17 protein-coding genes are annotated in these 22,011 nt (G+C 43.5%); 7 read left to right on the plus strand and 10 right to left on the minus strand.

Annotated elements, in window-relative coordinates:
- Window positions 1–113: 113 nt before the first annotated feature.
- From pyk to ACTTJ8_RS04400, 5 genes are all read right to left on the minus strand, one after another.
- Complete coding sequence (pyk, locus tag ACTTJ8_RS04380; protein ID WP_442718915.1) at window positions 114–1,874, minus strand: pyruvate kinase; 1,761 nt, start codon at window positions 1,872–1,874, stop codon at window positions 114–116.
- A gap of 65 nt (window positions 1,875–1,939) precedes the next feature.
- Window positions 1,940–3,121 carry a dicarboxylate/amino acid:cation symporter gene (locus ACTTJ8_RS04385; protein ID WP_442716270.1) on the minus strand — a complete coding sequence of 394 codons (1,182 nt, stop codon included), beginning with the start codon at window positions 3,119–3,121 and terminating at the stop codon, window positions 1,940–1,942.
- 208 nt (window positions 3,122–3,329) lie between these two features.
- The gene (locus ACTTJ8_RS04390) at window positions 3,330–4,367 is read right to left on the minus strand and encodes a hypothetical protein (protein ID WP_442720425.1); all 1,038 of its coding nucleotides are present in this window, start codon (window positions 4,365–4,367) and stop codon (window positions 3,330–3,332) included.
- 41 nt (window positions 4,368–4,408) lie between these two features.
- A complete protein-coding gene (locus tag ACTTJ8_RS04395) occupies window positions 4,409–5,341 on the minus strand; it encodes an NYN domain-containing protein (protein ID WP_442718912.1) in 933 nt (310 codons plus the stop codon).
- Between the two features lie 154 nt (window positions 5,342–5,495).
- Entirely contained in the window at window positions 5,496–5,888 is a 393-nt protein-coding gene (locus ACTTJ8_RS04400) for a hypothetical protein (protein ID WP_442720426.1), read from the minus strand.
- 314 nt (window positions 5,889–6,202) lie between these two features.
- Between ACTTJ8_RS04400 and ACTTJ8_RS04405 the strand changes: the two genes are divergently transcribed.
- The gene (locus ACTTJ8_RS04405; RefSeq protein ID WP_442720427.1) at window positions 6,203–7,426 is read left to right on the plus strand and encodes an ABC transporter permease; all 1,224 of its coding nucleotides are present in this window, start codon (window positions 6,203–6,205) and stop codon (window positions 7,424–7,426) included.
- A gap of 2 nt (window positions 7,427–7,428) precedes the next feature.
- The gene (locus ACTTJ8_RS04410) at window positions 7,429–8,658 is read left to right on the plus strand and encodes an ABC transporter permease (RefSeq protein WP_442720428.1); all 1,230 of its coding nucleotides are present in this window, start codon (window positions 7,429–7,431) and stop codon (window positions 8,656–8,658) included.
- An 81-nt stretch (window positions 8,659–8,739) separates the two neighbouring features.
- Here ACTTJ8_RS04410 and ACTTJ8_RS04415 read toward each other — a convergent pair whose 3' ends face one another.
- Together ACTTJ8_RS04415 and ACTTJ8_RS04420 are read right to left on the minus strand one after the other, a co-directional pair.
- The gene (locus tag ACTTJ8_RS04415; RefSeq protein ID WP_442716276.1) at window positions 8,740–9,414 is read right to left on the minus strand and encodes a metallophosphoesterase; all 675 of its coding nucleotides are present in this window, start codon (window positions 9,412–9,414) and stop codon (window positions 8,740–8,742) included.
- Window positions 9,415–9,416: 2 nt separating this feature from the next.
- Entirely contained in the window at window positions 9,417–10,787 is a 1,371-nt protein-coding gene (locus ACTTJ8_RS04420) for a tetratricopeptide repeat protein (protein WP_442720429.1), read from the minus strand.
- Between the two features lie 34 nt (window positions 10,788–10,821).
- On the opposite strand from ACTTJ8_RS04420, the gene ACTTJ8_RS04425 reads away from it, so the two are divergent.
- From ACTTJ8_RS04425 to ACTTJ8_RS04440, 4 genes are all read left to right on the plus strand, one after another.
- The gene (locus tag ACTTJ8_RS04425; RefSeq protein WP_442720430.1) at window positions 10,822–11,571 is read left to right on the plus strand and encodes a tetratricopeptide repeat protein; all 750 of its coding nucleotides are present in this window, start codon (window positions 10,822–10,824) and stop codon (window positions 11,569–11,571) included.
- Complete coding sequence (locus tag ACTTJ8_RS04430; protein ID WP_442720431.1) at window positions 11,531–14,875, plus strand: tetratricopeptide repeat protein; 3,345 nt, start codon at window positions 11,531–11,533, stop codon at window positions 14,873–14,875. The genes ACTTJ8_RS04425 and ACTTJ8_RS04430 overlap by 41 nt, the downstream gene beginning before the upstream one ends.
- A 289-nt stretch (window positions 14,876–15,164) precedes the next feature.
- Window positions 15,165–16,331 carry a DUF8084 family protein gene (locus ACTTJ8_RS04435; protein WP_442716280.1) on the plus strand — a complete coding sequence of 389 codons (1,167 nt, stop codon included), beginning with the start codon at window positions 15,165–15,167 and terminating at the stop codon, window positions 16,329–16,331.
- 1 nt (window position 16,332) lies between these two features.
- Window positions 16,333–17,028 carry a hypothetical protein gene (locus ACTTJ8_RS04440; RefSeq protein WP_442718907.1) on the plus strand — a complete coding sequence of 232 codons (696 nt, stop codon included), beginning with the start codon at window positions 16,333–16,335 and terminating at the stop codon, window positions 17,026–17,028.
- A gap of 118 nt (window positions 17,029–17,146) precedes the next feature.
- Here ACTTJ8_RS04440 and ACTTJ8_RS04445 read toward each other — a convergent pair whose 3' ends face one another.
- The 3 genes from ACTTJ8_RS04445 to ACTTJ8_RS04455 form a co-directional block, all read right to left on the minus strand.
- Entirely contained in the window at window positions 17,147–18,007 is an 861-nt protein-coding gene (locus tag ACTTJ8_RS04445; RefSeq protein WP_442720432.1) for a carbohydrate ABC transporter permease, read from the minus strand.
- Complete coding sequence (locus ACTTJ8_RS04450) at window positions 18,007–18,915, minus strand: carbohydrate ABC transporter permease (RefSeq protein WP_442720433.1); 909 nt, start codon at window positions 18,913–18,915, stop codon at window positions 18,007–18,009. Before ACTTJ8_RS04450 ends, ACTTJ8_RS04445 begins: the two co-directional genes overlap by 1 nt.
- A gap of 194 nt (window positions 18,916–19,109) precedes the next feature.
- Window positions 19,110–20,378 carry an ABC transporter substrate-binding protein gene (locus ACTTJ8_RS04455; protein WP_442716284.1) on the minus strand — a complete coding sequence of 423 codons (1,269 nt, stop codon included), beginning with the start codon at window positions 20,376–20,378 and terminating at the stop codon, window positions 19,110–19,112.
- A gap of 323 nt (window positions 20,379–20,701) precedes the next feature.
- On the opposite strand from ACTTJ8_RS04455, the gene ACTTJ8_RS04460 reads away from it, so the two are divergent.
- On the plus strand, window positions 20,702–21,316 hold the full coding sequence (locus tag ACTTJ8_RS04460) for a master DNA invertase Mpi family serine-type recombinase (RefSeq protein ID WP_442720434.1): 615 nt from the start codon (window positions 20,702–20,704) through the stop codon (window positions 21,314–21,316).
- Window positions 21,317–22,011 lie beyond the last annotated feature (695 nt).

The following is a 22,011-nucleotide window of genomic DNA, read 5'->3' on the forward strand; positions in this document are numbered from 1 at the left end:
CCTAAAAGCTCTGTTAGAGGTTTAGAGATGCCCGGAAAAGAACTATAATAAAAGATAGAAACAGCAGCTATCCGTCAATTTCTCTTGATAGCTGCCGCATTTTAAAGACATGATTAGTAAATAGTAGCGGTTCCCTTTACCACAACACCGGTTTTGCCGTTGAGGGTAATAATATCGCCTGTTTTTAATACTGAGGTCGCTTCACCGGCTCCGACAATCGTCGGCTTTGAAAGCGTCATTCCCATTAGTGCGGCATGACCGCTCAAACTGCTGTTTTCCGTAATGACAGCGCCGGCACGCTCAATAAACGAATTCATCAGATCATTGGTAGATTCTGTTACGATAATGTCTCCGTCTGCAAAATCAGTCAATAAATCTTTTTCCGTATGAATAACCTTTACCCTGCCGGTAACAACCGACTGAATACCGGTGCCCTTGCCTTTCAGCAATATTTTTCCAACAGTTTCTACTTTGAGTAAGTTTGTAGAACCAACCAAGCCGATTGGAACTCCAGCTGTTAAGACGGCAAGCTCCCCTTCCTGTACAAAACCGTTTTCTTTTGCAACATTGATACACCGTTCAAACATTTCATCGGTTGACTGAAAATACGGAGCCATAATGGGATACACACCCCAGTTGAGCGAAAGCCGCCGCGCTGTTTCTGCTACCGGTGTAACTGCAACAATCGGCACTTTCGGTTTGTATTTTGACAGCGCTTGCGGGGTTTCTCCTGAAGACGTTGCCGTGATGATGACCTGTGCATTCATTTCCAGCGCCATAGAGCAGGTTGCATGAGCAATAGCATTGGTGATAGTGAGAGAGTGCTCCCGTGCAACAGCGCTCAGAATCTTATCGTAGTTTAAAGAGTTTTCGGTTGTAATAGCAATCCGGTTCATCATTTTAACCGTTTCTACCGGATATTTTCCCGCTGCCGTTTCTCCTGAAAGCATGATTGCGCTGGTTCCGTCAAAGATAGCATTGGCAACATCGGTAACCTCTGCACGGGTAGGGCGCGGGTTGTGCGTCATCGATTCCAGCATCTGGGTTGCAGTAATTGCCGGTTTGCTTGCCCGCAAGGTTTTCCGGATAATCATTTTCTGCACAAGCGGAATTTGTTCCGGCGGTATTTCAATCCCTAAATCGCCCCGCGCAACCATAATGCCATCTGCAACTTCCAGTATTTTGTCGATAGCATCCACACCTTCTTGATTTTCTATTTTTGCAATGATGTGAATGTGATGACCGTTTTCTTCTTCCAATACTTTGCGGATGCTTAAAATATCTGCAGGACTGCGGGTAAACGAGGCTGCAACAAAGTCGATACCATTTTCAACACCGAACTTCAAGTCGGAAATATCCTGTTCGCTTAAAAACGGTAACTTGATCTTTACACCGGGAATATTGATACCTTTATGATTTGAAACAGGTCCATCACTCATAACGGTGCAGAGAATATCAGTACTATCGGTAATTTTTTCAACCCGCAGCTCAATTAAACCGTCATCAATAAGAATGCGATCACGCGGCTGCACTTCTTTTGCAAGATTGGTATAGGTTACGCTGCAAATAGTTTCATCGCCGGTAACATCACGGGTAGTCAGGGTAAACGGCTGACCTTTTGTGAGCACTACAGAGCCTGTTCCAAAGTTTTTAAGCCGGATTTCCGGTCCCTTAGTATCAAGCATAATCGCAATCGGAAGATTTAACTCATCCCGAACTTTTTTAATACGGTCGATACGAACCTGATGCTGTTCATGCGTGCCGTGTGAAAAATTGATGCGGCAGACGTTCAGTCCTGCTTTAAACAACTCCCGCAGCGTCTCTTCCGAATCGGAAGCTGGACCAATAGTACAGACAATCTTTGTCTTCTTCATATATGCGCCTCTCATATAAAACAGGGCTGCCCTATTGGACAGCCCCGTAAAGATACAACCGTGGTTTATTCTTTATCTTTTGAAATAGCGTCTACTAAAATTGCGATTGCACCGTCACCGGTTACGTTACATGCCGTACCGAAACTGTCTTGTGCAATATAGAGTGCGATAATCAGTGAGCACATCGTGTCGTTGAAACCGAGCATGGACTGCACAAAACCGAGCGCTGCCATAACTGCACCGCCGGGAATACCGGGCGCTGCAACCATTGCGATACCAAGAATAGCGATAAACGGAAGCATAACACCGGGGCTTGCAGTCTGACCATGCAGGATAAGAATAGCCATGGAACAGCTTGTCAAGGTAATGGTACTACCTGCCAGGTGAATGGTTGCACACAGCGGAATAACAAAGTCTGCAATCTTTTCTTTGATTCCGATTGACTTTGCAGAAGCAAGGGTAACCGGGATGGTTGCCGCAGAAGACTGGGTTCCGAGCGCGGTAAAATACGCAGGGATCATCTTTTTAATAGATGTAAAAGGATTCCGCTTTGAAACTAGACAAGCAATCGTATATTGAATCAAAATCATAATAACATGCAGCGCAATAACGATAGCAAAGACTTTGATGAATATCTTGAGGATAAGCCCAACCTGTCCGGCATGTGTCATATTGGTAAACACACCTAAAATATGAATCGGCAGTAAGGGAATAATGATAACTTCAATAACTTTACCGACGATATTCTGAAACTCCCGTGCAACGTTCTTTAAGGTTTCGGAGCGCGTTACTGCGATACCGATACCGAGAACAAAGCTCAAAATCAATGCGGTCATAACACCCATAAGCGGCGGCATATCAATACCGAATAAACCGGGCAGCAAGGCATCTTCAGGATTCGCATGAGAGAAAATGTCAGCATGAGAGCTGAGAAAAAGCGGGAAGAATACTGAATCGGTTGCAAACGCCAGTGTTCCTGCAAGCAGGGTTGAACCGTATGCAATACCCGCCGTGATGGCAAGCAGCTTTCCGGCATCAGCGCCTAAGTCGGCAATACCGGGAATAACGAACCCGATAATAATCAGCGGGATGATAAAGCTGAGGAAGTTACCAAATATCCCGTTAAAGGTTGCTAAAACCTGAACAGGCAGCGGCAAATGACCTGAACGCGTTACGGTACCGAGAATAATACCGGCAACAATCGCAAGGATCAAACGCGGCAGTAAACCGATTTTTTTTGCACTCATAATGGACTCCTTTTTAAAATGAGCAATTCGCCTACAGTGTAGCTGACTTTAAGCCGATTGTCCAGTTTTTTTGAACACAATTAGCAGCCTTATCGCATTTTCTTACATTTTTATCTATACATTCCAGCAGACGTCTAAAAACTTTAGCTCTCGGGCATCTCTAACAACTTAGTTAGATTTGTAGAGATTCCCTTCATTATCAGTTACCCTATTGATACATAATGAGATACGGGCGCGGATTAAGTTTAAACACTTCTTCGGGTTTCATAATCGGCACATCGTATCCGGCTCCTTCAACCATCGGTTTTAAAAATAGCTTAAACGATTTAAGCGGAATATTTTTTGCCGCTGCATTATACGCATAGGTTTCTTTTTTTAGATTCGGCGGACCAAAGCCATCCGAACAATGAATAAGCTGTACCCGTTCATAATTACTTTTTACGAGAGAACGCTGTTTTATCATCTTTGCATTAAACTGATGAATCACCAGCATACGCCGCCCGCCTATTCCATGCTCAACCATATAATTTTGCATAATCTGCTGCGCTTCGTTAACCTCTTCCGCTGCAACAGAACCGATTTCCTGCATAGGCTTCGTGGTACGCCATTCAGGATCAAGAGCGAGATGAACATTGGGGTATTTCAAAAACGGCAACAGTTTTTTCATAGCCTCACTCACCGAGTATTTTCCAATTTGATGATCAAGAAAAACATACCAGCCGCGTTCTGCCGCAAAGGCAATATATTGTTCAACAATATCTGTTGAAAGAATGCCGATTTCTCCTTCAGGCCAACAGGTTCCGTAGATGATATAAAATGCCGGAATAATGGAGCGGCTGCCGTTTGCTGCGTCATAAAGCTTGACAAACTCGTTCATAATCGGTTCTATCTCTGTCAGTGAATATTGCCCCAGTATTCCCATGGTGCGGGCATTCGGCTTCCCGTACAATGCAAATACATCATTATTCAGCAGTACTGACTGCAACCCCTGCGCTGCACGCTCTTGATTTTTCAGAATATCATGGTACTCGATAGGCCCCCCCGCCAAACCGCCTGTCTCCATCACACTTATTTCACTCTTATTGAGAAAGAGCGCACGGGGAAATACCGGCTTCCATTCAACCTGTCCCGCCGAAAGTCCTGCATTTTTTTCCGGATTCGTTGCATCATAAGGATAGACAACTGCTGTAGAAAGCAGCGCAGTACAGAGAAATAGGGTAAGTTTTCGGGGCAAAGATACAACCATAGTGCTTCTAGTATCGGCAGGATATTAAAAACCTATAGAAGTTACCGTACCTCTACATCCATTGCCTTGCCGTTTTTTTCCGCTGAGTTTTCTCCGCGGGGATTGGGTTCTTTAAAGACCTTAAACCGTACACTCATGCCTTCCGTTATCTTTTTGCGCCGGGAAGATTTGGTAAGATTCGTCAGTACAAAATAAAAATCACCATGATCAGCCGTCTCGATAATTCCCCAGTTTTCCTTAAAACGCTTAATACGTCCGGTGAGTGTACCGGTATTCTGCCGTTCCAGCATCTTAATCCAGTGATTGGGCGGAACAAGTTTGTCAGCTGTCATTTCATATTCATCGGAGAGCGCTTCAAGAATTTCCCGCAGGGTATTGTGGTTATAGGAGCGCGGATCAAAGCCCGGCATTGTCCGCCTAATAGACTTTCCTAAATCTGATAGGCTGACCCAGCCTTCTTCCGTAGTGCGTGAATTTTTATAGGCATGGCTGATGAGTTTTTCAAGGGAATCGAACGGGGAATCTTGAGGCTTTGTTTCTTCCGTAGTACTATCAAGATTTTCCAAATACTTAAATTCATTGCAAGCATTGACCCAGATGTCTTTTGCATTTTGTTTTCCTATGCCAAGTACATACAAGCCGTATTCCCGCAGCTTGAGCGCAAGACTGTAATAATCGGAATCGGTTGAAACAATGCAGACCGCATTGATGCTTTTATTGGTATTAGCAAGCTCTATGGCATCCATAATGATGGTGTTATCCGTTGCATTCGGACCATTCCGGAACTGCTGAACCGGTCTAATCGGTATTTTTTCCAGCCAGGCTTTCCAGCCGTTCATATTAGGGGTTGTCCAATCGCCGTATAAACGCTTAATCAGCAATTCGCCTTCTTTGGAAACTTCGGTAATAATTGCTTCTAAAAAACTGGGAGAGATATTGTCTCCATCTATTAACAAAAGATATTTTCTATCCATAATGCATTCATCTTATCACTATTCCGGCTTTTTTCAAGCATACACGGAAAGCTTCCTTAAGATATATAAAAAGCGGCTGTCTGCCGAAGACAAACAGCCGCTTGATTGCTATACATTTCTAATGGGTTTATTAAGACTGTCTACAAAAAGCGCTTTATTTAGCGTCTCTTACTTCCTTTGCCGTAGGCTTATTAGTAGTAACCTTCGTTAATTTCATCACCTCAACACTCTTGAGTGAAATGGTCATCGTATTGCCGCTAATTTTAAAATCATGTGCAACAGACAGCGGCGGCAGTTTGACTGTAGATCCGCTCCAAACACACTCACCGGAAAGACCGGACACTTTAGCCAGTTTTCCTCCTGCATTGATAGCAACAGCGACTTTATCCTTTCCGCCTTCGCTATAAAAGCAATAATAGTTTTTAACACCAAGGATATCACGCTCCCAAACTTCGGCTGCTTTCGGCTTTGTGCCGCAGCTGCTCATAAATAAGGCGCTTCCTATAATAAGCGCGAACAAAGCAAATAATGAAAGATTCTTTTTCATTTGTAACTCCTTACCATAATGCAGTAATGCACCGGTATTACAAGTACGCTCACCATACGATGAACGGTCGTCATAGTGTATGACTTTCTTCCATATTACCCCCCCCCCCCCCCTTAAGATGTCAAGAGAAAAAACGCATTTTGTGAAAAATATATCAAGGAGACAATCCGCTCTTTTTCCTCGTGGAATTTTTTAGTATGCTAGAAATATGCAGGATAGACCTTTTCGGCATTATCAGCATACACTCTGTAAAGCTCTTTTTCAAAGAAGTATTACGGATATGGATATACTGTTTTCAACTCAGGGGCATTTTTATGTTTGAAGATATACTGTCGGCTCTGCAAAATTTCCGGCAGAACAAAATGCGCACGCTGCTTTCCCTTTTAGGAATTATGATCGGGGTGAGTTCAGTTGTGATTACCATGAATTTAAGCAGCTCGCTGGAGGCGAGTATTGCACAGGAGTTTAAAGATTTAAGCAACTCAATCTTGAGTGTGAGGCCTCAATCATGGCGGAACCGTAACATTATTTTTAATAACCGATATGCGGAAGCTCTCCAAAAGCAAATCCCGGAAATAAAGAATACGTTTTTATTTGATGCCTTTAACGCCACGGTACAGCGCGGGCGGCTGAGTGCAGGCAGCAAAGAATGCTTCGGGATAGACTACGGTTATATAGAAGCGAATAAATGGAGACTTGAATATGGAGAACCGCTGATGCTTTCTGATTTTATAAGCGGCGCCCGGAAAGTTATTATTGGAGAAGACATTGCAAAGGGATTATTTCCCGAAGGAAATGCGGTAGGAAAGACGCTCTCGCTCTCGGTTCCTAATGGAAATGCAGCTCCTTTGCTTTTTACCTGTACGGTTAAAGGGGTTCTAAAAAACCAAAAGACCGCAATGGGGCAAATAAGCAGGTATGTATTACTCCCCCGTGCCTTTTTGGTACGCCAGCTGGGGCATAAAAATGAAGGAGCGTGTATCGAAGTAGAGGTTTACGATACGGTAACGGATTTTAAAGCGGTAGAAGCAGCTATTATAGAAGTCTCCGATGCCTTTGCAAATACGTCAAATGCAGTGCGGGTATGGTCGCCGGCATCTATGCAGCAGCAAATACAGGGAAGCCTGGCGATGATTTCTGCAGTACTGTCCGGAATTGCCGGACTCTCGCTGCTTATCGGCGGCATTGGAATTATGAATATTATGCTGGTAACCGTTGCGGAGCGGCGGCAGGAAATCGGTATACGGAAGGCAATAGGGGCGACGACAGGAGCTATTCTTTCTCAGTTTTTAACAGAATCGGCTGCGCTCAGCATTGCCGGCGGGGGAATCGGACTTGCAGTAGGTTTTTTGATCAGCCTTGCCGCTATTTTGCCGGTGCTGCGGCTGTTTTCCGGAGATGGAGATGTTATTCTTTCATTTAATATGCAGGGTGCGCTATTGGCTTTTGTGATTTCAGCCGCCGCCGGAATCTTTTTTGGCTTATATCCTGCATGGCAAGCCGGAAAACTCGATCCGGTTAAGGCGTTGGAGGAATAGCCATGTGGGAAGATTTTATCAATGCGTTCAATAATTTCCGTACTAAAAAACTGCGGACAGTGCTGTCTCTTTTGGGAATTGCAATCGGTGTTACGGTTGTTACGATTATCAGCAATATCGGAAGCTCCATGCAAGTCAGTATGAAAAAAATGTTCAATTTAGATACGATGAATATTATTGAAATTGAACCGCGGTGGGACTTTGAAACACGGAAGCCCAGTATCACCTTTACGGAAACCTACCGTGCCGAATTGGAGAAAGCGGTACCGCTTATCAAAAATGTATTTTATAGCGATTCTTTTTCAGCCGCTGTATCGCAGAAAGCGCTCACGCTGGAAAATAAGCGGATCAGCGGTATTGAACACGGCTGGCTCGAAGCGAATAATTACGAATTGCTTTATGGAAAAGGCTTTACATTTGATGATTTTGCAAACAGGCGGCATAAGATTATCCTGGGTGAAAGCGAGGCGAATACACTCTTTCCTGAAGGCAATGCCATTGGGAAAAACGTCGCCGTTACGGTTGCATACCGCAACAGAGGCAGATTACGCTTTTTGCCGTTTTCGTTTGAAGTATGCGGCGTGGTTAAACCAAATGATACTTTTAGCAATACCGAAGCGTTTTTTATTCCCCGTTCATTTGTTACAGAAGATATGGGGATTGGAAAAAACGATTCGGATTCAGCCGCGGTACAGCTTTATGATGCCGCATATATTGATGAAGCGGTTGCGCAGATCAAAGCCTTTTCCGATGACTTTGCAAAAATGCAGAATTCGCTCTGGACATTTTCGTACAAGGAATTATTGAATGATATTATGGCTCAAATTACTTTGATAAGTGCAATTCTCACCGCGATTGCCGTTATGTCGCTTTTGGTTGGCGGCATCAATATTATGAATATCATGCTCGTTACCGTAACAGAACGGAAAAAAGAAATCGGCATCCGTAAGGCGCTGGGGGCAAGTGAAAAGGTGATCCGTAATCAGTTCTTAATCGAGTCTGCAACGCTCAGTTTAACCGGCGGAGTACTTGGTATGCTGTTGGGCGGAGGCGTAAGTATAGTGCTGGTGCAAAAAGTTTTTCAGTCAGCTCAATTTGAAATGGTCTTTAGCCCGAATATTCCCGGCTCGGTTACTGCTTTTGTTGTTTCTATTACGATCGGCATTTTCTTTGGGTTACGCCCTGCAATAAAGGCTGCCCGGCTGGATCCGGTAGCAGCATTAGCAGATTAATAGTGCTTTACACTTTTTACAGCCGCACCTGCAAGTATCATACTCCGGATACATTCGCTCCCGGCAGTCTCTTTTCGGATTCTACCGAGCAGGATTTTCAAATTCTAAAAGATAGTGACTAAAAACATTTATCACCATTGTTTTTTCATAAGCGGTTACACGCGGCGTTTGTAAATCGTACAGGTGGATATGCCCGTGTAAAAAGTAGCGGGGAGTAAATTTTTTCATAAACCATAGAAAACATTTAAAACCGATATGGCAAGGGTCTTTGCGATCGTGAATACCGAACGGCGCCGCATGTGCGACAAAGACATCCAAATAGCGTCCATAGCGCAACTTGTTATATATAAGCCGCGGAATAAGCGCTAATAGCCGGCATAGCATTTGAAATTCCGTATATTGTCCTATGTCATTATTATAGCGGATACTGCCAGAAACACCTGCCAACAGGAGTTTACCCTCCCGGTATGTTGTAAAACCGATATAGGTGGAACCGTATCCTTCGGTATTCTCCTCGCTAATCGACTGTAAGTCGGCATTATCCCGCCATTGCTTGTGGTAATAAGGCAACGCGCCCAAATTATGGTTCCCAAATACAAACAATAGCGGCTTATTTAACGATGAAACGATAAATTCTAAGTATTCCATAGGTAAATCCCCTGCCGAAATCACAAGATCAACATCATGATAGCGTTCTTTGATATTCACGCTATAGATCAGCGGGTCAATTTGATCGGAAATACAAAGAATTTTCATTGCTAAATACCTTTCAGATTCTTTAATATCGTTTCAAATTTATCTTTATCAATCAATTCAATAGGGCGGTTTTCGGCAAAGGTTATTGCCGCACGGGACAAACCGCTTGAGGTAACAACCACAGCCCGAACAACATTCTGTGCTTTCATCTGCTCATGCAGAGAGCGTAAAAAACCATCGCTGATAATCTCGCTATCGCGTGAATAGATAAAGAGTTTAGGCTGCTTGCGGACATTCATCCATTTTTCCGAATTATCTTCCAAAGCGATAATCGCACATCCCTGTTTAATTTCTTTTTGCGACTGAACGGAAAGCGAAAAGGCTTTTTCCGTGATCGTTTTGCAAAGCTTCAAGAAAGCTTCCGGCCCGGCTGTTAAAAACTCTTTCATATAATCGTTTGAGCGGAGATCACTGTATTGTCCGAGTTTTTCCGCAACATCTTTAAAGTTGGGACTTACTGCTCGAATCGCCTCCCACTGCTCAATGGCATGATCAAGATCGCGCATCTTTTCATAACAAGTTGCCGCTGCATACCGAAGCCGCAATGTATCCGCACTGGAGTTTTTTGCAGTAGTCAATTTTAACGCCCGGTCAAACTCAAAGGCTGCCTTCTCCAAACTATTGGCATCCATATAGCACAAGCCCCGTTCAGTAAAGCATTTTTGCCGTAAGTCCGCATTACGGGCTGCTTTTTCAAAAGCGGTAAGCGCTTGTGCATATTCCCGTGATTCCCGGAGCATCCGCCCTTGATAATAGAGTGCCGTTGTGTTGTCAGGTTCAAGCGAAAGTGCGGTAGCAATTTCTTGCTTTGCTTCGGTCAGCATCTTGCTTTTAAACAGCAAAAGCCCCAAAGCCGCATGTGCTGCCGCATGTTTGGGACTCAATCCGATAGCTTGCCGATAATGATTAACCGCCTGTTCGGTTTTATTTGTCTGCTCAAACAATTGACCGATTTGATAGTGATAGTCTCCATTACGAGGATCGAGCTTGATCAGCAATGCATATTCGGCAAGAGCTTCATTATGCTGCTGAAAGCGTTCGTATAACTGAGCCGTTAAATTGCGGAACTCTTTTTCCTGCGCTTTTGAATCAAAAGATGCTTTACTGATGCTTTTAAACTCCATGAGCGCAAGTTCCGCCCTCCCGTCAGCCAGATAGGCTTTACCAAGAAGATAGCGGGCTTTTGTATCTCGCGGATTTTTTGCTATAATGGCTTTTGCCCGTTTAATTGCGGTTGCGTATTTGCCTGCATTGATGTATTTTTCTATTGTTGCGGTTCTTTGAGGCGATACAATCGAACGTATCAGTATAAAAGCAAGCAATAGAATAAAAAATGCAAGTGCGCCGATAAAACTAATAAGGTACAAAGACATAATTTTATGGTATAATTTTTGAGAGGTAATGTCAATGAAGCGTTTTTTTTATAGATCGGCTGGGCGAATTTTGCCGGTTATTGTCTATCTCTATGCTGTATCAATATCTACAGGATTAGGCAATGCACAAGATGCTTTAAGCGAAGGGAAAAAGTTCCTGCTGAATAATCAGCCGGCTAAAGCAGTACCGCTCTTTTATAAAGCTTTGTCGGATGGAAAAGCCGATACTAGAACTCACCTCTATATTGGGGTATGCTATATTCAATTAGGAAAATATGCCGATGCCGAACAGCAGTTGTTGACCGGAAAAGAGACTGATACTGCCGGAAGCTATCTTTATTGGTATAACCTTGGCAATGTATATTTTTTACAGAGCCGGTTTACGGAAGCCGAAGAGGCATACACTGCTGCATTAACAGCACGGCGGGCATATCCTCAGGCTGTACTCAACAGAGCAAATACCCGCATCAAACTTGAAAACTATGCCGCAGCCTTAGAAGATTATACATTTTATCTGAATTTAGAGCCGAGCACTTCCCAAAAGCAGTCAATTCAGCGTATGGTATCTCTCTTACAGGCTGAATTGCGGGAAGAGGAACTTGTGCGGATGCAGGCAGCGGCACAGGCGCTTGCGGAAGAAGCTGAACAGAATGCCGCTGAAACGCGGTACCGGAAGCTGCAGGAAGAAATAAATGCGCATCTTCGGTCGGTAGACAGCGCTTCTTCTCTGTCTGCAGGTTCCGATGAAACGCTTGATTACGTGGAGGACTATCATCTTGACTGATTTACATAAATATTTAGTTGGAACGGCTGCTGGTATTATTCTTTGTCTGCTGATTTGGGGCGGCTATTCGGTATTTTCCGGCTCAAGAAGCGAAAAAGCTGCATTCGGCAGCGGGCTGACGCAGAGAGCTGAAAACACAGATAGTACAGATGATATGCGTCCTGAGCTTTTAGACAATGACAGCAGCTCACTCCTGCAAGACGGTATCGGTGAATTGACCGCAGACCAACAGGAGCGCCTTCTTTCTGCACAGCTTGCAAACGAAAGCCTTGCAAAAAAATACAGCGGTTTGCCGGCATCGGAAACAACGGCACAACCGCCTACACCGGCAGAAAGCAACAGATTAGCAGGCTCTTTTCTGGAAAGCGGAGATGCTCTTGCATTGAACCGCAGTATTGCGGAACGGGCTGCACAAAATGCCGGTAACCAGCAGGCTGATCTTCAGCGGATGCAAGTACGGGATGCCATTGTGCAGGGGAAAAGCGCTGCACAAAAAAATCAGTTGGCAAATGCACTCTCCTCCTTTGAAAACGCGGGTGAACTGATGCCGGATGATAGGGATTTTCAGGCTGCTTCGTATCAAGACATGGCGGCTGCGCTTTTCTTGCTATCCAAGACTGCATCTGACGCACAAACGGCACAAACAGCGCGGGATGAAGCGGAACGATACATAAAAAAATCACTTACAGCGCGGAATACTACCGATGCGCGGGGGCTTTATGCCAATATTATGGAAGAACAGCGGAAAACCGCCGATGCTAAACGGCAGCAAGAACTGTTAGCTCAGCAGGAAGCTGATGACCGAATACGGCAGGAAGAACAAGCGGAACGACAGAAACGGCAGGTTGTTGAGCTGATCGGACAGGGAAAAAACGCTGTGGAAAGACGGCTGTTGAGCGCTGCTGTTTTGGCATTTGATAGAGCCGCCGCTGCGATGCCGGATATTCGGCAGTTTGCAGCTGATTCGTATCAAGAGATGGCAGACGCAATGTTGACAATATCGCAGCGCGTATCACAGCCTTCCGATGTGTCGATGGCATTGAACAAGGCAGAAACGTATATAAAGCAAGCGCTTGCTGCGCAAAATAGTGCAGCTGCACGGAATCTTTATGCGCGAATACTGGACGCACGGAAGGAATACACCGCAGCGCAAGAGCGGCTTGCAGCTCAGCAAAAGCAGCAGGAACTAGCAGCAGAGCAGGCGCGGGCGGAAGCACAGAAGAAGGAACGGGAACAGCTTGCACAGAGAAAAACTGAAGAGCAGCGGAAGGTGCAAGCAGAAGAAGCTGCCCGGAAGAAAGCCGATGAACAACGCAAACAGCAAGAGCAGTTAGCAAAGGCGCGGGCTGCGCAGCAGCCGGCGGCGCAGCAGAAACAGCAGGAGCAAACAGCAGCACAGAAACGGGCTGAGGAGCAGCGGAAGGCACAGGAAGAAGAAGCTGCCCGGAAGAAAGCCGATGAACAACGCCAACGCAAACAACAAGAACAGTTAGCAAAAACGCAAGCCGCACAGAAAGCGGCTGCCCAACAAAAGCAGCGTGAGCAGGCAGCAGCGCAGAAACGGGCTGAGAAGCAACGGAAGACACAGGCTGCATCCGCACAGAAAAATCAAGCCGGGGCGCAAAAAGCGGGGGCGCAGCCGCCGCAAAAGGAATCGGCGCAGAATACAAAGGCTGCTGCAAAAACTCCGGCGCAACGGCAGGTTGAAAATCTGGTTGCGCAGGGAACAACTGCGGCAAAACGGAAGCAACTTAACAATAGTGTTTTAGCTTTTGACCGAGCAGGACGGCTGATGCCTAAGGATAATGATTTTGCAGCTGAAAATTATCGGGCGATGGCTCAGGCAATGCTCGATTTTGCGGAGGGCGCTGCAAATGCACAGGCAAAGCAAAATGCATTGAAAAAAGCTGATGAGTATGTGAAAAAGGCTATCGCAGCAAAGGATGATGCGGCTGCACAGGATTTGGCAGCCAAAATTGCCGCGGCACAAAGTGCGGCGCAAAAAGAAACGCCGGCTAAAGGGCAGAATACGAAACCTGCTGCTCAGCAAAAAAAGAGCGCTCCCAGCCGGGGACGCAATACCGGGACGGAGAAGGCTGCACCCAATACCCGTACCGGAGCAGCAGCAGATAATAATGATGCACAGACGCATTTTATCTCTGCACAGAAAGCCGATGCTCAGAATAATCCAGCGCTGGCATTGCAGGAATTGGAGACAGCTAGCCGCTTGGATAGTCAAAACTATCTGTATAGCTATGAATTAGGCAGAAAATATTTTGATCAAAAAAAATATCCCCAAGCCCGGACTGCTTTTGAACAAACGGTTAAAGCTAATCCGAATTATGAAGCGGGATATTTTAACCTGGGTATAACCCATAAGATTATGAATGCCAATGATGCAGCGCTGACGGCCTTTACGAAGGCTGCAGCATTAAAACCGGGGTATGTCCGTGCATGGATCGAAATAGCACGAATACAGGACAAGCAGCGGAAGTATTCCGAAGCACTTACCAATTATCAAAAAGCACTGGCACTGGAACCAGCAAACTTATCAGCGCTCAAGGAAATGGCTCAAGTATATGCAAAGCAAAAAGATAATAAACAGGCAGAGCGTTATTTTAAGGAGGCGCTGACTCTTGGTGATTCAGATCCTGTTACCTATTATAATCTCGCTGCAGTGCAGTTAGAGGCAGGGAATACTACTGATGCGCTGCAGAATGCACAAAAAGCCCTTGCAGGGAATAGCCGGGATGCCCGCTTTTTGTATACCTATGGACTCGCTTTAGAAAAAAATAATCGGATCAAAGAAGCGGAAGATTACTATGCCCGTGCTGCAGCTGCAGACGGCTCGTACAGTAAACCGCGTATTAACCTTGGGCGGCTGCAGCTTGAAGCTGGAAAACTCGATGGAGCTGAACAAAATTTGCAAGCAGCGTACCGGATAGAACCTTCTAACTTTGAAGTCAATATGAATTTGGGGAAGCTATATGGGCTTGAAAACCAATATGGAAAAGCGATTGACTTCTATAGCACTGCAATAAAAATTATGCCGCATGATATGGAAGCCCGTCAAAACCTTGCCGCTGTGTATTTATCTGCAGGCTTAAAAGAAAATGCGCGCGACACCTATCAATCTAGCATAAAAATGAATGCACAGGCGTGGGATAGTTACTATGAGCTTGGAAAAGTGTATATTAGTATGGATAACAAGAGTGAGGCAAAGGCCATTTTTGAGCAATTACTGCGGCAGCGACCGAATTACCGCTATGCTGCTGAAATACGAAAAGTGTTAGGGAATCTCTAAAAGGAATACGATGATATCCCGATGGTAAGAATGAAGTTTGTAGCGGTGCGCGTTGGGGCTGTCCAAAAACTGAAAGCCGATCAGCTTTTTCTGTGAGGAAATGATTCGTCATATACGCTAAAGCGGATTGCGTAACAGTTTTGGGACAGTTGCTTAGATTTAGTTGCGATGTTTGAGTTTAAGTTATTGATACCTAAAGACTTAACTTTAAACTCGTCTGGGGTATCCCGAAAGTAACCAGCTTTTGGTATGCCCCTTGTCTATTAGTTTGAGATGAGGATAATTGATTATGGCAACAGTGGGAAAGAAACGGATATTAGATCTTCCAATTAAGCTTGTATTAACGCAGGAAGGTTCAACTTTTTTTATTAAACAAAATAAGAAGTTACTCCGTTTTACCTTGGCGGGCAATGTTGAAGAGTACGGTATTTCTCTCGACTCTTTTATGCCTGAGAATATTCAGCGGTTGATTCTTGCAAATTATATTTCCAAAATCGAAATATCACAGGCAGAATTAGTGTCTTCGCGTCAAGAGATCATGGATTTATCTAAGTTGATTGTATTTTCACTGTTATACCGCCAATATGATGCCTTTATATTCAAACAGATACTAGCATCTCCTGTTATAAAGAAATGGAATAGATTAAACCCTACCAGTATTATTGATGAGAAATCACATATCAACCAGCAATATCTTGCCGATCTTTTGAAAAAGAACGAAGATATAATTTATCAAACCAAAAAAGAGATATTAGAGCCGCTCTATACCTTTATTAACAAGGCTACAGGTATGCGTGCGGAAGATAAAAATATGAAGCTTTTTCTGGGCGAAAAATTCTTGAACAATTTGCGTCCGTTTACCTGGTTTATCATTACAAAGTTTAAAAATGCACCAGATTTTGATTTGATTGTCCGTACTATCCGCACAAGTTTGAATGAATACATGGATAAAACGAAAATAGCGGAATTTACATCGCTTTTATTGATGGAATTGATTCAAAGCGCAGAAAATATGAATATGAGGAATGCTGCCAAGGTATTGTTTCAGCATAAAGAAAACCTGCAAGAAACGCTTTATGACCCCAAAGTCAGGCAGTTAATTATAGCTGAGTTGAAGCGGAAGGATGAAAAGGTATTTGTGTCGTGGAAAATCGGCGGCGGCAGTAACACATCTATCGGTACACAAGGAAAGATGCAAATTTCGCTGTATAATAGAGCAAAATCTGCAGAAGCAGTGAAAGAAAATCTCAATGATATGAAAAAAGCTGATGTAAAGAGAAATTCTTTGATCGACTTTTACAAGGCGCAGCCCGAAGGATCGGACGTATGCAGCTTAGGAATGTATTATATTTCCTATCTCATTGAACAGTGTGAAAAGGTGAATGTCCACTTTGAATCGAATGCAAGTAAATCGGCGGCAGACTTGACCGTTGTAAACCTCTCATTTGGATTTTAATATGAGACAGCGCTTTTTATCCGCCTGCTTGCTGCCGGCTATTCTTCTGTATGCTGCGTGCTCTTTTAACACCCCGGCGGTTGTACAGGCAAAAAGGCAGCGAATCTATAGTTATAACCGGCAGGGAGTGCTAACGGAACGGCTTGCCGCATTTATACTGCTGGATGACCGGGACGGGCGTAATGATTATAAAAATTTAACGCTGCGGGAAGACAGTACCGGTTTAGAGTGGATGATCCACCGTGAAAATACTGTTTTCCTGCAAGAAGCCGGGTATGGCGCACAGGTTCAGTGGGTTGGTTCAAATAAATTCAGCTATCCCCGCCGCTTGTTTCCCGAAGGCACATATACCTTGACTGCTGCTGATTTAGGCGGTAATACAAGCAAAACAACATTTTCCCTCGCAGCTCCCTATACCCCAAAGGAGCTTCCTTTTGATTTTACTTTGCAAGATGAGCAATGGACACTTTCTATTAAAGACCGTAATGTGTGTTCTTCTTTTTCTTTGATTATGCTGAGCGCTGACCTACAGCCGCTTACGGTATACCGGATAGCCTTAAATAATACGGAACAGCACTCGGATTCGCTTGCTGCCCTCAAGGATAAACCTGCCGATGCACGATATGTCCAGTGTTTCGGCGAAAATAGCGATCAGTCGTTCGGGTTTTTAAGTAAGCCGATTGCACTGCCGTTCTAAATTGAACCTTCCAGAGCTTCCCTTCCATATTATTAAGCTGAAATAGCGCGTTCATCAACCAATGTATCACTCTTACAAATGTCTCGTACAAAATCATATCACTGTGAAAGCAGAGTTTTTATTTTATTGAACCGTCAACCATACCTTTGATAATATACCGCTGTGCAAAGAGATATAAAATGATAACAGGCAGCATTGCAATTAAGGTTGATGTCAAAATCAAATCCCATTGCTTTAAATAAGAACCGGCGAATACGGTAATAGCAAGCGGCAAAGTTTGTACTGCACCGTTTGAACTCAAAACCAGCAACGGTAATAGATAGTCGTTCCATATCCAAATACCATTCAAGATCAATACTGTGATGATAATAGGCTGCAAAAGCGGAAAAACAATTCTAAAGAAAATAGTACCATACGGGCAACCGTCTATCGTGGCAGCCTCTTCCAACTCGTATGGGATATTTTTGATAAAACCGTGGAAAACAAAAATCGAAAGCGGACACCCGAACCCCAGATAAGCAAAAACAATACCGCGCATTGTGCCTAACAAAGGTAGATGCATAACCTCCCCCATAATACGCATCCAGCGCACCATCGGATACATAAGCACCTGAAACGGGATAACCATAACCATCACAAAGAGCATGAATACAATCCGTGAAACACTGTTATCGTTCCGCACCAAAACCCATGCGCACATAGATGAAAAAACAACAATAACGGCAAGTGTGATAATGGTAATCACGCTGCTGTCAAAAAATGCAGAAATATAATTTACACTTTCGTTGGTAAAAATAGCTTTCACGTTTGTAAAAAGCTGCCCCCACGATTCCGGCATCCCCATTGCATTATTGATAATCTCTTTTGAGGTTTTAGCAGAATTGAGAATAACCATACCAAAAGGGAACATAAAAAGAACAAAAAACAAAAACACTACAATACTGATTATTGGATGCTGTATAGATTTATGGTGTTTCATCACATTTCCACCTCTTTACGTTTATTTACAGACACTTGAATAGCAGAAATAACGGCAAGCACCGCAAATAACACAACCGCCTTTGCTTGTGCCTCTGCCATACGGTTTGCTGTTGCTGTATCAAAAATGTTCATTGCCAAAAGCTGACTTGCTTTAATCGGAGTATCAAGGAAGCGGGTTGCAGGTCCGCCTGTCGTCAGTGTTAAATTCATGTCAAATTGTTTAAAGGAAGAAGTCAGGGTTAAGAAAAGAGAAATAGTAAATGCATTCGCCATCATCGGAATAATAATATGGAATATCCGTCTGATGTAATTTGCACCATCTATCTGGGCTGCTTCCAAAAGCGAATCGGGAATGCTTTGAATAGCAGCTACAAAGATCAGCATGATATAACCTGAATACTGCCAAGTGTTTACAAACGACATCATCCAAATAACTGTTCCGGGACGGCTTAATAATGAAGACTGTAGAAATTCAAGACCAAAGCTATTTCCGATAGAAACGACAGCATTGTTAAAAATAAACTGCCAAATATATCCAAGTACAATACCGCCAATAAGATACGGAACAAAAAATCCTACACGGTAAAAATTCCTAAATCTAATCTTAGAGGTAACAAAAAGCGAGAGCATAAAACTCACGACATTCACTAATATTAAATTGATCACTGTATACAAAACAGTTATTAAAAACGAATATATAAAATCAGGTGCGGTAAAAATCGTTTTAAAATGAGCGAATCCCACAAACTTTACAGTATCGCGGACACCGTTCCAGTCTGTCATCGAGTAATACACACCGAAACAAAATGGAATAACAATAATCATAATAAAAGAAAACACACACGGCATACAAAACAACACATTAATAATAGACTTTTCTTTTAGCTTCATAGGAAACTCTCTCATAATATAGTAGCATAAGTACCGGTTTTGTACTCCAAAGGGCTATTTGCACTGGCTGCAATGTAAACCGGCGCTATTTCTATACTAAGCGACCTCTAAAAACACTTCGCACTTGCTACGAAAATACCTGTTCATTGACATATACGCTGTTCATGCATCAATGCAGCAGTTTCCAGAGGTCTCAATTAGCACGATAATTACATATTTGGAAGAGACTTAATCGCCTTCTTCATATCAGCAACGAACTGATCAAAATTATCAGGGTTTTGTGCAAATAAGTCAAAGATCGGACCAAACACATTTTGACCGGCGCCATCCGGCATCATCCCGAAGAATACACCGTAATTGCCGCCGCGTGCGTTCGCAGCCATTAAAGCACGGCTCAGTTTTCCTTCCGGCTCTAATTTGACAGACTTAAACGCAGGGATCATACCGGCTGATTTAACCATGTATGAATGACCTTCTGAAGTTCCGGCAATAGAAGCTAAGAATGCTTTTGCAGCAGCTGCATTCGGGCTTTTTGCATTTACACAATAAAAGCTCGGTGCGAATACATACAAACCTTTTTCTTCAGCATCCAAGAAGGCGAGGGGAGCATACCCCATCTCAAAAGAAGCGCCGAGTTGCTTTAAGTTGGGATCAACCCAGTTTCCCTGATGAAGGAATGCGGTTTTGCCCTGTGCAAAGGAAGCCACCTGTTCATCATAGCTTCCATTCTGAAGGATTTTTTTGTCGGCATATTGAAACAGCAGCTGGACATATTTTGCATACTGCATAAAGCGGGCATCATCCACCATTCCCTTGAGTCCAGCCTCAATCACAGAGGTGTCATCCGCCGCTAAACCGCCGCCCCAATAGCATGAAAAGTTGTGCAGTGCGATTGACCACCACATATTACCGGCAACAGAAGCAGCCATTGAAACAACTGCATTCAACCCCAGTTCCGCTTTTTTGGAATCAATCAGTTTAAATGCTTCTTCATAAGCCTTGCGAGTTGTAAGTGTTGCAGGGTCAACACCGGCTTTCTTTAAAATCTCTGCATTGTATGCCAAACCGAAACCTTCAACGGCAACCGGGAACCCATATACTTTTCCGTTCTGCTTAAAGGCAACATCAGTATCCTTTACCCACGGCTGATCACTTAAATCGGCGATATAGTCTTTCCAAATATTGTATTCACCCTGTCCGGTAATAACAAAAATATCCGGCATTTGCCCGGACTGGAGCTTTGCTTTTAATGCCCCAGCATAGTCTCCGCCGCCGCCCAGAGTTTCAACCTTTACAGCGCCTTCCGGGTGTGCAGCTGAGTACGCTGCTGCATAAGCATCGATTGCATCTTTAATCTCAACCTTGAGTTGAAACATCTTTACCGTTGCATTTTTATTTCCGCCTTCGCTGCCTCCCATAGAAAAAGCAAACGACGCAGTAATACAACATGCCGCAAGTACTGCAAGTACTTTTTTCATAAATCATCCTCCTCAATAATAGACCGCAACATAGCAATTATGCATATTTACGGACAGCTACATACTTTTAAAGGATAAACGACAAAAAAGCATCTGTCAAGAAAAAAATACTGACTGATTGCTATCACTATATCAGTTATAGATTTTATGATATAATATCAGAGAGAAGAGGATAGATGTATAACCAACAACGCAGACAAGCTGCGTTGCGGTTGAAAACAATGTTACATACTCTCCTGGTTTCTCTTGTCCGTACTTAAAAGCATTACCTTCTGATACGCATTCTTTTTAATGCGTATACTTGTGCAGATTGGAGGTAATCTATGATATACGCATATTTGCGGGTTAGTACGGAAAAACAAACGCTGGAAAATCAGCGGTTTGAGGTGTGCCGTTGGGCAGAAGAGCGGAACATTACGATTGATGAATTTGTCGAAGAAGTAATGTCGGGTGGAATTTCGATTGGACATCGTAAACTTGGCACTCTAAGTGAACGATTACACGCAAATGATTTACTGATAGTACCGGAACTTTCGCGGTTAGGCAGAAGTCTTTTAAATGTAATGAGTTTCTTGAATGCGTGCATTGAAAAACATGTCCGAATCTTTTCAATTAAAGAGAATTTTGAGTTTGCAGATAATATCAACTCAAAAGTGCTTGCTTTTGCATTCTCGCTTGCAGCAGAGATTGAGCGGCAGCTTATCAGTCAGCGCACAAAAGAAGCCTTGGCTTTGCGGAAAACGCAAGGCGTTGTACTCGGCAGACCTAAGGGACGTAAAAATTCATTGCTAAAATTAAGTGGAAAAGAGCAGGAAGTAGAAGAACTGCTCAATAAAAAAATTTCAAAAGCAGCCATCGGAAGAATCTTTGATGTACATCGTATAACGGTTGATAAGTTTATTAAGGAACGCCTTAACAATCCGGCAATATCGGAATAGCTTCTATTCCTGCGATTTTGGAGCTGCCTGTAGAGGACGGCTCCAATAATTATATCGTCTAGTTTTTATCCCAGTTTTTCTTATCGGTTACTCTGTATTATTTTTCAGCGATTTACTTGAACGAAAAAACGAAGCTGTAAATATTATTTTTCCTCATAGCTCTTCATAGGATATCCAAATCAATTACGGAATAAAAACAGGCTGCAATGAAGCTTTTATTATAGATAAAGCAAAAAAGATGAGCTTATAGCACTATCGCCTAATTCTGTCGATATTATACGCCCGATTCTTCGCGGCAGAGATATAAAACGGTATGGATATGATTTTGCTGAATTATACCTCTTATTTATTCCATGGCATTTTCCGCTTCATAGAAATACCAATATAACAGGTGCTTCAAAAGAAGCAGAACAAGCTTTTCAACGAGAGTACCCAGCTATTTATAAGCACTTATTACAATATAAAGAACAACTTTCCAATCGTAATAAAGCAGAAACCGGTATACGGTATGAGTGGTATGCTCTACAACGATTTGGTTCAAATTATATGGAGGTTTATTTTCAGCCGCTGAAATAGCGCGGCTGAAAAACACGTCGAGTTTGCTAACCCGCAAACATCGCAGATTGTATGTGCGCTATCGCGCACCAATGCAACAGTCTTCGAGAATTGACATTCTCTCAACTGTTGCATTTTAA

The sequence above is a fragment of the Treponema sp. genome (assembly GCF_052169735.1).
Classification (GTDB): Bacteria; Spirochaetota; Spirochaetia; order Treponematales; family Treponemataceae; genus Treponema.